The organism is Bacillus cereus group sp. BceL220 (assembly GCF_051776965.1).
GTDB lineage: Bacteria > Bacillota > Bacilli > Bacillales > Bacillaceae_G > Bacillus_A > Bacillus_A cereus.
In genome coordinates, this window is the sequence record NZ_JBPWBC010000010.1 from 162,159 (window position 1) to 177,719 (window position 15,561).

Below are 15,561 nucleotides of genomic sequence, written 5' to 3' on the forward strand. Positions count from 1 at the left end.
TATGAGAAATCCAAATGAGGTATTAAACAGCCTACGTACCATGGCTAGTAATACAGACTACAAGTTCAAGAGGCTATACAGAAACCTGTATAACCCAGAATTTTATTACATGGCATATTCTAAGATATATGCCAAAGAAGGTAATATGACCAAAGGTACGGATGGAAAGAATATCGATGGAATGAGTATTGAAAGAATTAACACTCTTATAGACAAAATTAAACACGAGACTTACAACCCTTATCCAGCTAGACGAGTTTATAGGGAGAAAGCTAATGGTGGTAAAAGACCACTAGGCATCCCTTCTATGGATGATAAAATTATACAAGAAATAATACGAAGCATCCTTGAGAGTACTCATGAATCTACGTTCTCAGATGATTCACATGGGTTTAGACCTAAAAAGAGCTGTCATACTGCGTTAACTCAAATTCAAAAGACATATAGAGGTGTACGATGGTTTATAGAGGGAGACATAAAAGGTTTCTTCGATAACATAAATCATCATACACTTATAAACATCCTTAAAAGAAGGATTAATGATGAAAAGTTTATAAGGTTAATCTGGAAGTTTCTCAGAGCAGGTTATCTCGAAGAATGGACATATAACAACACATTCTCTGGCACTCCACAAGGAGGCATAATCAGTCCCATACTATCAAACATTTATCTAAACGAATTAGACAAATTTATGAAGATTTACAAACAACAATTTGATAAAGGGTCAACAAGAAAAACAAATCGTGATTATGGGTACCTATCGGAAAAGAAATACCGATTACGAAAGAAACATAAGGAACAATGGGGACAAATGCCAGAGGAAGAAAAAAGAGAAGTTAAACTACAGTGGAACAAACTACACAAAGAACAGCTCTCTATCCATTCAAAAGAACCTATGGACGAAAACTACAAAAGAATTGTATATACCAGGTACGCAGATGATTTCCTCATAGGAATTATAGGTAGTAAAGAAGACGCAATTCAGGTCAAAGAAAATCTCACGATTTTTCTTAAAGAAACCCTTGAACTCGAGTTGTCACAAGAAAAGACTCTCATAACCCATAGTGAAAAATTAGTACAATTTCTCAGTTACGATATTACAATTTCAAGAGAAGAAGCCACAGCGAAAACAACCCATAGAAGGACGAAAAGGCTATTTTCTTACACGCCTAAACTATACGTACCCAAAAGCAAATGGATAAAGAACCTATTTCAAAAAGATGCACTAACAATTGACAAAAATACAGGTACTTGGAAACCTAAGCACAGAACCTATCTAAAAGATAATGACGACTTAGAGATCTTAAGTATATACAACGCAGAAATTCGTGGTCTATATGAATACTACAAATTGGCGAACAACGTAAGTGTTATAAATAAATACAAATACATAATGGAATATAGTATGTATAAGACGTTTGCTAGCAAGTACAAAAAAAGTGTTAAAAAAATACTCAACAAATATAAAACTAATGGGAAATTTGGTATACGATACAAAACTAAAAACGGTGAAAAGATAAGATATCTTTATGACCAAGGATTTCAGAGACAAAAAAGTATAGATACCAACATAGAAGTCGATATTCTCCCTAATACCTTAAAAATGTCTGGAAGAACAAGTCTCATTGAACGATTATTAGCTGAAGAATGTGAAGTGTGTGGCAAAAAGAATCAAGCAATCGAAATGCACCACATAAGGAAGTTAAAAGACCTAAAAGGTAAGAAAATGTGGGAGCAAATGATGATTGCTAGAAAAAGAAAAACTATGGCACTCTGCCATCAATGTCACGTAGATTTACACTCGGGTAAGTTGGATTGATAAATGGAGAGCCGTATACTTGGAGACAAGTACGTACGGTTCGGGGGGGAGTACATGGAAACCTATCATAGAAATATGATAAGGCGCTGGGTACTTACCCTACCTAGAGCAGGGTGGTATTTTACTAGTAAATACAGCCAAAGGAGAACTTGCAGATCTTTCTAATGTACTAGGAAAATTCGTATTACTAAGTATGCAAAATGCTGTATTCCGAAGAGAACCAAATATTTCACCGTACCATCATATTATTGTGGATGAATTCCCTGATTATGTTGTGCGCCCGTTCAAAGAGTTCCCTGCACAATCTCGTAAATATAAAGTCATTCTGACAATTGCAAGTCAAACACTATCTCAATTAGCTTTGGATTTCACAGAGCAGTATATGTTTACTTTACTAGGTTCGTTCCGTAACAAGATGATATTTGGTGATGTAACACCATATGATGCAAAAATTTTCTCTGACATGTTTGGTGAAACAGAGGAATTTAAAGAATCCGAATCTGAACAAGGGATTTCTCCTATGCAAGAGAATCCCGTTAGTCGCTTAGGTTCAACATATCAAAAATTAAAAGAAGTCGTTATGTCACCAGGAGATATCATGGCACAAGGTGCCTTCATTTGTGCTGCGCGTATTGTACAAGACAATCATGTACAACCTGTACAACAAATTACTAGTAACTTTGTACCCAAAGAGGAATTTGCTCAAGCAATCATTCAAGTAGAGATCAAGTCTGGACAATATTGGGAAACTGAACGTCTTCGACTCATCGAAGAATCTATCGCAAAATCAAATCCTATGAAACATGTAGATGCAAATAATATAAAACAGATAGAATCATTTCTACCTATGTATGGTGATAAAATAGGGCAAAATAATTCCATAGAAACAAACAATAAGAACCAACATATTGTACCGTTGGAGAATTATAAAGAACACAAGTCCGAATATGAAACAAACACCGTAGAAAATGTAACTTTTCCTGATTATTTTAAGGCTGTCAGTCAACAGGGAAATGTTATTGCAGAAACTGAAATTAAGTTGTATGAAGAAATTAAGGCATTCGTTATTGAATTACAACAAATCTCACCATCACTTTTGGAAAGAAAATTCAGGATTAATCATATGAAGGCTGCACGTTTTATTGAGAAGTTAGAACACAATCAAGTTGTGAGTACTTACACAGGGAATGGCCCTCGTAAAGTTTTAATTTCAAACAATAATAGTACATCGATATTATCAAAGGACTCTCAAATTAATACTACTCCTTCATCTAATACAAATTTAAATAATACAGATTTAGATAATACAACTTCACGAGAAAAGAGGATTCCAAACGTAAACATAGAAGTCAAGCAAGGGGAAACAAGCTTTTTTAAAGATATCCTATACGATGATGTAGTATCCTTTGTTAAGGAATCAGGGACTGCTTCTATAAATGCACTACAGAGCGCATTTAAAATCGATTATACACGTGCTTCAAGATTACAAGATGCCTTACAACGGAATGGCGAGCTGCCGGGTATAACAAAGGAGACACATATGGAAAGTGTAAGTCCTAAACAAAATATAGAGCTAGCAGAACGGAAGAAAGAGGTATCTAATACTATGTTGGAACCAAAAAGGGATGTAGAATACCCAATTCATTTAGGAATTCCTGTTGAGACCGATCCACTGCAAAAAAAGCTTCCAACAGGGGGACTTATAACTACAGTATTAGAGGAAACAAAAACAAATATGAAAACTAATTTAATACCAACTACAAAAACAGTTACTCCCACTCAAGAAAATAAGCTTGATGAAGAGGTTGCAAAAGTTTACGAATCTATTGGCATTACTGTTCATCAAAACTTAGAAAAGAATATGATAGAGAACACTAGAAATAGTGAAGAGCAGCCTGAATATAAACATATGAGCTATAAAGAACGCCAAAAGGGCTTAAAAGCCAAACAAAAAAATAAGTATAACAATACGAATATACTACTTAACAAAAACAAGCAACAAAAGAAAAATACATCTAATGTAATGAGTAAGGAATTAGATGATTTTTTTGATTAATACCTATAATAACTTTTAATTCAAGATTTTATTTCCAGGAAAAGCTAGATATAGTATTTTAGCTTTTCCCTTTTAAAAAAATAAGACTTGCACAAATTACTTAAAAACGTTATATTAAAATTAATAATTATACAAACAAAACATGACTTACGTGAAGGACACACCTTACGTACCATTCCAACGGTACAGGTGTGTCCTTTTTTTACGTTCTAGGAGGGAAATATAATGGTAGAAGGTAAAGTAAATACTCAAATTGCAAAAGAGCTAGGGATGGTATTTGAACCGGATAGCATGCTAGAGGAAACCTTTATAGAAACAACTTTCAATCAATTTGAGCGAATACGTGAACATGAATTAGATGAATTAGCTCGTATGAAACGTGAACGTACTGTAGGGAAAGGCTTAATTACCGTAGTATCTGAAAAATTATTCCCAACTAAAAACGGGACATCTGAGCGAATACAAGTGCTCACAATGCAAATTGGTACTCATACGACAGCATATTGTCCAATTACAGAGGCAGGTATAAATATTCCTAAAAATCCTCAATGGCTGATAGGTAGAACAAAACCTGTTATTATTGAGCATTTCCAAAAAACTGAGGAAGGGAACTTTGCTGTTGTATCTATCACTGCGGGAGAACTTGCACTGCAAAGAAAATTATATGAAGAAATAGTAGAGCAAGAGGGGAATAAAGTATACACAGGAACAGTTTCTGGACATATTCCATCTGCACAAACTATTCTGGTTGAAGTTCATGGTGTAACAGTAGGAGTAAGATACTCGCAATGGTCTCATTCATTCGTCCGCTCGACGGATATTATTATTGGTGATGTTGTAGAGCTTATCATCGATAAAGTAGTGGAAAGGAATGGGCGATATGAGTTTAGAGGAAATAAAAAGAAACTAGAAACAGATCCAATGGAAAAACTATTAGAATTAAACAAACGACGTGACCGATTTATAGGTAAAATTGTAGGGATAGATGCTATTGCTGGAATTTTCGTAGAGGTTGCACCAGGTATTCAGTTTAAAGGACTAAAAGGTCGTAATCTGGCAAATCCAACCATGGATGACGCAATAAACCAAACAATTGTTACATGTGAGCTGCTTAATATTGATGCTAAAAATAGAAGAGGAACAGTACGTATCCTAAATTATCCGCAAGGCCAAAGTAAAAAATCTAATTCGTCAATTTACCAATTTTAATGGATGATTATGCATACAATAGAGAAACAAATGTCTACTTATATCCCTTCTATTCCTCATTTATCAAGTGAGGATGCACAAGGACTTCAAATATATCGAATACATGATTTGGATAAAACCTATGTATTCCACTCTTATGACGAATTAGTTAAGTTTAAGCAACTTTTAACAGAGGAACAATATGCTATACTCAATTTTATTGGTGTTCATACATCCGTTCGGTTTAATCATTTATTATATCTATTCAAGAATAAATTTTCGCGGAAGAAAATTAATAATGCACTTCAAGGATTACTTTACTATCAATTTATCGAAAAATGGCAAGTAGAAATTTTTGATATGGAAATCTTTGAAGAAACATATACCTTATCCAACAATGGATTTAAACTACTAAAATACTGGCAAGGAAATATGTTCTTCTTTGCCCCAGAGCGTCTTGACAATCATGGTAAATATATTCACCTGCGTTATTGGCATGATATAGACCTACTTTGCCATTTACGCTATGCTCCTTCATTTTTAGGGCATATTATGCATCCATCTATTAGTAAAGGGGTTTTTACCCCTTCTTTAAGTTTTATAGTAAATGGAGGAAAAGAACGTAAATTTAATTTTGTTGTATACTCCACCTTATTATCTGATCAAAAGGATCGATTAAAACGAATAATTGCTAGATGGAAGACTTTTGTAGATTCAGGAAAAGATGTTATTATGCAGGACTTAGGGAATAACCCTACAATCTTAGTTATTTATGTTTCTACTAAAAAACAAGCAAAGCAAATTAATAATGAACTATTACTTGATTTAATTCCTGGTAAAGTATTGTTATGCATAGGGGAATCTTTACATTTTCAAGGATTACAACACGCTTTTTATCAACCTCTTGCAGAAGGGGAGATCAAACGATTAGATACAAAGCTATTTATAGAAAACTAAGCCACCATACAAGCTTTCGCTTTAAAGGTGGCTTGTTTATTTTATAATTAGCTTGGAGTATTCAAAAAAACTTAACAAAATTAATAATCCTATATCTACCTCTATACAAAGCACGGATTTTGCGAAATAATATTCTTTGACACCTGTTAATAAAATAACATTATATACAAATATAGTTATTTCATTGGAGGAATATAAAAGAAAGGAGTACTATATTGCTACGTATACAAAGAGGGTACATGTACGATCCTGATGATAATGAGGTAATAGTAAATGAAATTTTCTATGATGGTACATCAGAAAAAAAGTTAGGCAGTAAAATGGGTGTATTTGATGCAGTTAAAGTACCTGTTGCTATTTTTCAAAAGGTCCAGGAAAACGAAAGTATGACCTATATGGAAAGTGTTGAAGTAGAAGAAAAAAATATTAAGGAAATACTTTGTTATTTAGTTCAAAATCAAAAGCCAGAAAAGCTATATTTTGAAATACAGTACATGAAGTAACTCCAGGGACTGAATATAAGAGGGGATTTATAGCAGAGGATTCAGGGGCATTATTATACAATACATGTGGGATCTGCATATAAACTTCCTTCTTATCCCTTTTCTATTGAAAACAATTGAATATAATATAAAAATGGTTTAATATAAATCTATATTTATTGTTTAATTGATTCCGTCTATTCCCACACCCTATGTGTTGTGGTTGAGTTTTAGAAACAAGTTGTATTCTTGTTTCAATTATGAAAGGGCTTCTTTGAGCCGATTAGTGTATATATAGCTTATTTTGCTATGCACATTTTAATCGACTTGAAGAAGTCCTTTTTGTGTTGTCTTCGAGTTAGGAATCACTTATACATAAACCTTCAGGACTAAAAGTATGCTAAATGAGAAAACACATATTTTGTGCTTTTTGTTTAATTTAGAGGAGAGATTATATGAATTTTTACAGAGTATAGCTTGAACTACTCACCACTTAACGTCCTAACGGACTGTTTGAAGTGGGAGATTCCTGCGAACACCGATGCATCCACGAGTTATCTTAGCAGGCTCTACCCGCAGTCCCTACGGTGAGAACATAAGTATCTTGTACGCTGACTCACCACACTACCTACTTTAGCTTGGTTTTCGCAATTTTGAGAAGCGTGGGGCGATAGAACGTTGAAGATTTTACGGTTGCAACGTTTTTCTGCAACCAACCTCAAATCTTCAGTTTTCGAAGTGCAACCTGTACAAGTAAATGATAGCAAATATGTTGGCTTATGCCAACCGACATTCATCTCCCACCTAAAATTGGTGTTTCACACCTTCACATTTTTAAGGAAGGAGTCTTCTGTCGGAAAACGATAAAAAAATATGGATGAAACGCACATATTTCGTGCCTTTTATTTAAAAAAGAGGATATTTATGATGAAATATGAACATGCAATTACTTTAGATAAGTCAACATTATCAATAGGGGAAATGATTTAAAACTTTCAAAAGAAAAAAATTAATTACCACGTTAAAAGTTATGAACTTACTATCTATAAAATCAAACCTTTATCGCTCCTTTATACTGTTGGAAATTCCAACAGTTTACGATGAAGTAAGATAATAAGTATCAATTCATAATGGCATTCGAAAGAGAAGAACAAGGGAATCTAAATATGTAAAGTACTTGTTGCAATGCTAAAAGCACAAGAAATTAGAATATGAAACTTGAGAGGAGTTATATAATATGATTACAGTTAATCGAGGATACATATATGATCCAGATGATAATGAAGTCTTAATTACCGAAATTTATTATGAAGCTGCTACAGATACTAAACTAGGAAGTAAAATGAATAACTTATCTTACTCAGCCATTCCTAATGAGATTAAACAAAAAATAGAAGCAACTGCTTCATTATCCTATGTGGAAAGCATTGAGATGTCTCAGCCATTAGCTGTCGTATATCAAAATGAAATTAACATGTATGGAAAACCAGAAAAATTATACTTTGAGTATACAAACATTTAAAAAGAAAAAAGACATTGAACAGTTTGTTTCAATGTCTTTTTTCTTTTTAAACTATAGAGGAACAAATGTTTAAGGTTTTGTTCCTCTATAGTATTTTAGGTGTGTTATACTTATATTTATAAATTATAATATTTCGTATAAGTCTAGGTTTGTTTGCTACTATTCGATATATATAACTGGAGGAAGAATTATGGTTTTTTTTTAAAAGATAGTATGTGGTGTTTGTGATAAAAAGGTTGGTTTAAATCGTTATAAAATACTAAAATCTGATGCATGGCTATGCCCAGATTGCTTTCATAAAGCAGGTGGCTTGGGTGTTGTAAGTGTAAGTACGGACACTATCGAAGAATTGAAAGCTACAATCGATGCAAAGATAGCAAAACTTGCTGAGGATCCATTGTCATGCGCTGAAGGAATGTATCAATTCTGTATAGATAATAAATTCGGTTCTGGCTTTAATGAAAAGTGGGGTGTAAAACACTTCAAGGTACTAGAAGATAACTTGATGAATGGCGAAAAAATTCATATGACTTATATCGGAATGCATGATTATCAATCTACAACAAAGCATGATGGTAATTATGCCTACGCCATAACTAATAAACGCATTATGTTCGGACAAAAAACAATGGCTGGTGAAAAATTCAAAGCAGTAGATCATGAAAAGATAAATGATATATCTTTTGAAACAGGGATGTTGTTCGGCTTTCTAACAATTGATACTCCGCAAGAAAAGATCAAAGTTGCGTTAGATAAAGATTCAGCAAAATCCATTAATAATCATATTCATCAAGTTCTAGATACTTTAAAAAATAAACCTAATGAAGCTCAACCACAAGCAGTATCTGCTCCAATATCAACAGCAGACGAATTAAAGAAATTCAAAGAGCTGTGCGATATGGGTGTTATTACAGAAGATGAGTTTAACGCCAAAAAGAAGCAGTTGCTTGGTATATAAATACAAGATAAACAAGACAAGTATATAAGAGAGAAAAAGACATTGGACGTATTTGTCCAATGTCTTTTTTATTACACTGCAGAGGAGCATGTATAATGAATATTGTAAATGAAATAGAAACTGTACCCTATACAAATTATTGGCTAACCTATAGTTTCTTTTTAGGTGACAGTTTATTAAATTATTAGCGATAAAAGCCAATGATTTAAAATCGAGACATACTTTTTCTTATAATCTGACTAATAATTTTTGTTACCTAGGGCAAGGATATCAAGGTGTTGAGGAGGTACTAAGAAATGTACGAATTTGCCCAAAGTCATCATAAATATTGCGTGGAATAGGCCACGTGTGCGTGACAGGATAGTTCTTTAAGCTACAATCAGGTGATACAATATCCCGCCATTTAGTAAGGAAATCCTCCATCTTTAGTTAAATAAAGAATCAAAAAACCAGATTCCACACTGCGTCCCCTAAGACGGTCCTGTTGTTATTTAGGATGTATGAAAAACTAACTTGATTACTCTTATCAGAATTGAGCATAACTGTACACGTAACGTTAGATATAGACATACAAACATCACTTTTATCTCCAGTATTACTGTTGAATACAATCCAACCTGAGTCAAAGTATGTTTTAGTTAAGCGTTTATTATCCGCCTCAGCAACTTTTAAGGCTGTTTCTTTTGGTTCGAATCCCATAAAATATCCCCTCTTACCCAATTATATATTCATTGTACGAATGTATTTTTGTCCTAGTAAATTGGATTTAACTATTTTTAAATATTAGGCAGTATTACTACTTTACTTAAATCTAAAATACATACATTGTCATGAACGAATTATTATTTTGAAGGAGATGAGATATTAATGCATATAGTTCCATGTTGTCATCTACAGATATATACATCATTTACACCAAATCCTATGCAGTATATTCCATATGGGTCATGGGATACTTTTGTACAGCTCAATCCGCAACCACTACCTCCTGGTACTTTTGTAGAACTCAATCCACAGCCACTACCTCCAAGGTATCATTATTAAAAACAAAGGCCTTCTAAAAAACTTAAATTGCAGAGTACATCTAAAGATCACTGGAAAGGTAGTCTTTAGATGTATTTACATACAGAACATTGCTTTATATACAACTACAGAGGAACACACCATTCTATTACACGTAACCCCCAATTTAACTTTCACTTGCCTTTGGACTTTCGACCTTCACCAACTTGAGTAATAAGGTATCTGTGATGATGGATTCTAACAAAACTTCAAGCAGGTATACAAATGTTATTAAGCATTGAAAGAAGTTGGGAAACTTCTAAAAGGATTTCTTGCACTAAACGGTAGAACAGTCCCTAAAACTTATAACCTTTTAATGCTGTAGATATTCGTTACCCGTATTTTAAAGCACTTGCTGCGCCAAGATACGTCTATTCAACCTTGCATGTTTTACTTCAAATCGTATCATCTTTTGTATAACAACCTCAGACAAAGCCTTTGGCTCATCTTTTTCGTACATCTAACGATATGTCCCCTGATTAAAATCAAATGCCACAAATAGGGGATTATCTGTATACTTTCTAGGTCTTACAGGTTCCGGAATAGTTTTATAGTACTTCTAGAGTAGTTTCGTATAATTCTTTTATGATGATATATAAATTTATGCCGTGTTCACCACGAACCACTAAGGTATTTCTAACCAACTGTATATCGCTCATATTAGGCGATACAAGCTCTTGTAAGGACAACCCATAGTTTACTACTAAATCTATTATAAAAGCGTTTCTATCCACAATAAGAGGGCCAGGTTCAACTTGTCTTCCTGTTAATCCTTTTGTTGAAAGGATAGTTTGTTTTAATAGTTTTTCTTCTGCTTTGGTAATAAAATCCTTATCACTTAGTGATTGATCAGGAATTAAGGAGAGGTGAAAATCATCTACTGAAGTATTTATCGTTAAAGACATGTTCAATTTATTTAAGAACGGCCATATTCTGTGCCATGTTTTCTAGCTCATAGAAATACTCCTAATAATTTTCTTTAGGTAGTTCACTTCATGATTTGATATGTAGGAGCTTCTCATTTGCTCTTAGTCACTTATAAAAACCTGTAATATCGTAATTATAACGTTCAACCCCAGATTGTTTACGTCCATTTTCTGCTAAATAAGCAGAAAATGCTTCTAATACTACTTCTAAACTAATACCCTTGTTCATTATAATCACCTAAATTCTTATCATATATTATAACAAAAAATAAGTGAAAGACCTGCTACCGCCCTTTGCTACGCTCGGTTGCTGGCATATCAAAAAGGAAAACGGACAAACAACCCTTTTCCTTTTTGATATGTTGTTTTTTATTTTCAATGAAAAAAAGACAAATCTCGTCCTAATAAGGATTCGTAGATTTGTCCTTTTACATGGGAGTAATGATATGTTTAATTACCATTATTATAACGGATTTTACAAATATTTTCAATTAGGTCTGACATCTTATTAACAATCATATTAGTAATAATAAAATCTATTATAAATATATATCTTATATATTAAAAAGAAATAAAGACAAAACTTTTATAGGCTATCAAAAATGGGGAAGAGATCTACTCTCAAAAGGAAAAATTTAATATTAGAACGTAAAAAATCATAAATAGTAGAAAATGTATCCCTAGATTTAATAATTATTAGACTTTCAATTCTACAAAAAAGCAGAAAGAAAATTATATGTTTCTACATAAAATCGGAAAAAAATTGATACAAATCATATTATATTTATTCAACCTTTAAAATAGAGTGTTTTTTCTTTATTTTGGTAAATAGAGAAGTTTATGGGTTTGAGTTATCCACATTTTGTTCAGAGAATGTAGCTATTTGTTCACATTACACAGTATTTACACATAACTCACATTATTATTGATGATTTTTATTAGATAAATTCAATAGCACTAGTGCTCCCAACAATATTAGTAAAATAGTATTCACATTTGATCATATTTGTCCTCATATCCACTATTTTTATTAATATCCTTCTGATTTTTTGTAGATATAAAATTGGATATTTTACTACACGTAAAGAATACTTAATGTGTAGTGTGGAGATTCTACTATAGGTAGAATAGGATTTATATAGAAATGCATAAAAAAAGACTCCATTTTACATGAAGTCCTTCTAGTTTTGTATTTATAAATAGATTAGTAAAAAAAGGGCGGAATAAACCAAACACGAATAGCCCTCCACTTTCGATTTTTTCAAAAATAGAGAGCTTGTTGCTATTATTTTATTTCCATTGCGGTTAGCACCTGATCTGGAGCTGTTATTGTTACACCGGCACGTACTAAACGTTCGAAGGTACGCATAAATTCTAGTAAATTAAACTGCTTTGGTAGCTCAATAACACGAAGTTTTTCTTGTGGCAGCTTATCAATTGCCTCGATAAACCATTCACGTACATCACTTGGAATCGTGCGTTCTTTATGGCCACGAACTTTTAGTTTTTCACGCATTTCAATTTCTAAAGCGATATATGCATGAAGATTAACGCCCTGATCATATGCATATTTTCTAAATAATGTTTCTTCCTGGTACTTTAAATAATTAAGGTAATAAGATTCTTCCGTCACTGGTACCGCAAACTTCTGCTTCAGTAGTGCATGTACATTTCTAAACATCTTCTTAATGTTATGAAGAGAGTACATAGAATAATGTAGACCAAAATTAAAGACAGCTTGCTCACGGTCACTATTTCTCTCTTTTGGTATGTGCTGCGCAATAAGAGGATAGATACCTTCTTTCGCTGCTGTATCAAGAATTTGATATTGAGATGTCTGATGCAATAGTTTTTTCAATGTATATACAATTTTCGTTGGATATCCTTCTTTTCGATCAACCATATCACGAAGCCCACGAATGACACTGCGAATTTGACGATGACAAGTATGCTTTAAGACATGAATGAACTTATTCATGTCTGCAGACAGTTCACCGATATTCATTTCTTGTAGAAGTAATTCAATGAATTTCGCTTTACGAGCATAGGTAGCTTTTGGTGTAAACGGATCCCTGTATTGTTCTTCTCCAGATTCTTTCTTACATAAGAAGTCTGAATGGATAGATAGATATAGTGTTGTATATCGTTTTGTATGTTTTACACCTTTTTGCATTTTGCAAATTTTGAATAGGGGGCTACCCGTACACGGTAATACAGTTGTTAATTCATCGATAACCGCACGGATTTGATGCGGGTATTTTTTATGTAAGAAACGATACATCCCGCCGAAGTGGGTTTTATTGCCTCTTTCGTCCTGCTTGTCCAAAGAGCGTTTTAACGTTGTTTCTGTATGTTGTTGCATTGCGATATCTAAGAATAGCTTCTTAGCCGCTACAGATAGCTCAAAGCAAACCTTTGTAAATACAACAGGATTAATATATACGTACGGATTTGCTTTTTCTGTTTCCTCATTCAGAAAATGAGTGAGTCTAATTGTGTAACGGCCATCAATTCCATTTTCAATGGAGATAATGTTATGTAAGCTTAACTTTTTCAAAGCAATATAGAATTGAGAATGTTGGATATAAGCAAATTCTTCTTTATATTGCTTGTAATCTTCCCACATCATATGTATGGTTACATTTGGAATAACACCATTAGTAAAGCATTTCTTATGCAGATATAAGAACACTTCTAGATCTGCATTCGTAATACCGTATAATTTATGCTTTCTTCCCGTTTTTTCTGCAAGTGCAGACATTGCGCGACGTGAAAAAGATGGTTTAGCCTTTTCGACAAATCCTTCTACGTCAGCAATACATTCTTCGTATGTCATGTGCTGCAGAATATCTTCTAAATATGTATCTTTATAGCTGTAGTATTTCTCCTCAAATGTTTCCACAAATTTTTGCCAAGATTTTATGGTTACTAGCACAGCATTGGTTGTTTCCCCATTTAAGCTACGTTGATTTCGTATTACAAATGATTTTCCCATCTTTTTCACCTCCGTTCTACAAATTCAGAAATTTATGCCAAAAGACTATAAAATATTCCAATTTTGATTATAGCAAAACGAATTTTGTAAAAATGTGCCCTTTAAGAGAGAATTTAAAAAAAGGCAACACCTTATGAGTCTTAGAGCCACAAGGGATAGAAAAAAATTTTGATTTTTTTTGGTACGCCACTTGGGAAGGAGTGTTGCTCTTTTTTTGTATGGTGCTACTTATTGAGAAAAAGAAAAATCCTTTAACATCAATACTTTATAGATATTTCAATTGTTTTTTGGTACGCAACTTGGGAAAGGTGTTGCTTCTTTTTCGGGAAAATGGGTACGCGACTTGGGAAAGAATTTTTGTGTAATATATAGTTTGTTTTTGACTAAATATCTTAAATCACCTAATATAACAGCGTTTGTAGCTGATTTTGTTAGTAGGATAGGTACGCGACTTGGGAAAAATGTTGCTTTTTTTAAAATTGAAATTAAATAATTTAAATATTTAATGTTGCTTGTTGCGAGAAATAAGTACGCAACATGGGAAAGATGTTGCCTGTTTTACAGGAAGAGTACGCAAAACGGGAAAGGTGTTGCTTATTTTACAGGAAGAGTACGCAAAACGGGAAAGGTGTTGCTTGTTTTACAGGAAGAGTACGCAACGCGGGAAAGGTGTTGCCTGTTTTACAGGAAGAGTATGTAACGTAGGAAAGATGTTGCCTGTTTACAGGTAGGGTACGCAACGCGGGAAAGATGTTGCATAATATTTTTAATAAATATAAAAAAAGAAGACGGAAAATCCGTCTTCTTTATCTAAGGCCAAATAATATCTGCTGATTTGTAAGCCCAGTCAAGGTATGCTGCTTTACCGCCACTACTAAATGAGAGTTCAAAGTCACCAGCCTTAACGCCTTGTGGAAAACCTTCTTTGTTACTTTTCCATTCTAGCGCTGGATCGCCTACTCTAATTTCTTTGTTTTCAAAGTATACTTTTCCGCTAGCTACATGTTTAAGTGAAACATATAGGTTAGATTGGCCACGGTTTTTGATGTACACTTTAAGGTGACCATATCCTGGGGTAACACTAAACTTAATAGTATCACTGCTTTTTGGCGGGTTATAGTTAGCCCCATTGTAAGTACCGCTATTCTCATCCATTACTCGAGCGCTAGCCCCCGTTGGAAATGAAAAAGCTGCAAAGACAACACTAAACATTAAGGCCACAGAAAATAATACTGCACATATTTTGTTCCGTTTCATAACTTAATCCCCCTATCTTCTAATAATTCATCTCAAATATAAACTCATTACCAAATAATTGGAAGAGTAATACCAATTTATCAATAATATTCTGAATATTAAGTCTTATGTGTGGAGAAATTATTATTTTATATTAGTGTTGCGTACTATCTGGCAAAGGTACGCAACACGGGAAAATAAGTGATGCTTTAAAATAAAGTAAAAGAAAAGAAATTGTTACAGTTTTCAAGAAAGGTTAAATTCTCTTTAATCTGTACATACTTTTGAAACTCTATGTAGAATGGTATTAATGATTAGTAGCAATTGATATAATTGTATTAGAAGCAATTAGGAGGATTA

9 protein-coding genes and 3 pseudogenes are annotated in these 15,561 nt (G+C 33.3%); 8 read left to right on the forward strand and 4 right to left on the reverse strand.

The window, feature by feature from the left end; translation table 11 throughout:
• The first annotated feature begins 1 nt into the window (after position 1).
• The 7 genes and pseudogenes from ACS2FK_RS22735 to ACS2FK_RS22765 all read left to right on the forward strand — a co-directional run bounded on the left by ACS2FK_RS22735 (position 2) and on the right by ACS2FK_RS22765 (position 8,982).
• Positions 2–1,819 carry a reverse transcriptase/maturase family protein gene (locus ACS2FK_RS22735; RefSeq protein WP_063549633.1) on the forward strand — a complete coding sequence of 606 codons (1,818 nt, stop codon included), beginning with the start codon at positions 2–4 and terminating at the stop codon, positions 1,817–1,819.
• Positions 1,820–1,919: 100 nt separating this feature from the next.
• A pseudogene (locus tag ACS2FK_RS22740) lies at positions 1,920–3,875 on the forward strand (DNA translocase FtsK); the annotation flags it as partial.
• A 225-nt stretch (positions 3,876–4,100) separates the two neighbouring features.
• A complete protein-coding gene (locus ACS2FK_RS22745) occupies positions 4,101–5,084 on the forward strand; it encodes a hypothetical protein (protein ID WP_063549635.1) in 984 nt (327 codons plus the stop codon).
• A gap of 9 nt (positions 5,085–5,093) precedes the next feature.
• On the forward strand, positions 5,094–6,020 hold the full coding sequence (locus ACS2FK_RS22750; protein ID WP_176328742.1) for a hypothetical protein: 927 nt from the start codon (positions 5,094–5,096) through the stop codon (positions 6,018–6,020).
• A gap of 215 nt (positions 6,021–6,235) precedes the next feature.
• A complete protein-coding gene (locus tag ACS2FK_RS22755) occupies positions 6,236–6,523 on the forward strand; it encodes a hypothetical protein (RefSeq protein WP_002083359.1) in 288 nt (95 codons plus the stop codon).
• Positions 6,524–7,739: 1,216 nt separating this feature from the next.
• Positions 7,740–8,024 carry a hypothetical protein gene (locus ACS2FK_RS22760; protein WP_063549639.1) on the forward strand — a complete coding sequence of 95 codons (285 nt, stop codon included), beginning with the start codon at positions 7,740–7,742 and terminating at the stop codon, positions 8,022–8,024.
• A gap of 310 nt (positions 8,025–8,334) precedes the next feature.
• Complete coding sequence (locus ACS2FK_RS22765) at positions 8,335–8,982, forward strand: PH domain-containing protein (protein WP_080469984.1); 648 nt, start codon at positions 8,335–8,337, stop codon at positions 8,980–8,982.
• Between the two features lie 441 nt (positions 8,983–9,423).
• Here the strand turns inward: ACS2FK_RS22765 and ACS2FK_RS22770 are convergent, their stop codons facing one another.
• Positions 9,424–9,681: a hypothetical protein gene (locus ACS2FK_RS22770; RefSeq protein WP_223618214.1), complete on the reverse strand. Its 258-nt coding sequence runs from the start codon at positions 9,679–9,681 to the stop codon at positions 9,424–9,426.
• A 610-nt stretch (positions 9,682–10,291) separates the two neighbouring features.
• Here ACS2FK_RS22770 and ACS2FK_RS22775 point away from each other — a divergent pair.
• Positions 10,292–10,366: pseudogene (locus ACS2FK_RS22775) on the forward strand (HEPN domain-containing protein); the annotation flags it as partial.
• A 27-nt stretch (positions 10,367–10,393) separates the two neighbouring features.
• On the opposite strand, the pseudogene ACS2FK_RS22780 reads toward ACS2FK_RS22775, so the two are convergent.
• The 3 genes and pseudogenes from ACS2FK_RS22780 to ACS2FK_RS22790 all read right to left on the reverse strand — a co-directional run.
• Positions 10,394–11,199, reverse strand: a pseudogene (locus tag ACS2FK_RS22780) (integrase); the annotation flags it as partial.
• 1,056 nt (positions 11,200–12,255) lie between these two features.
• Positions 12,256–13,965, reverse strand: a complete 1,710-nt coding sequence (locus tag ACS2FK_RS22785) for a hypothetical protein (RefSeq protein WP_063549645.1) — start codon at positions 13,963–13,965, stop codon at positions 12,256–12,258.
• 810 nt (positions 13,966–14,775) lie between these two features.
• A complete protein-coding gene (locus tag ACS2FK_RS22790) occupies positions 14,776–15,222 on the reverse strand; it encodes a hypothetical protein (protein WP_000827868.1) in 447 nt (148 codons plus the stop codon).
• Positions 15,223–15,561: the final 339 nt, after the last annotated feature.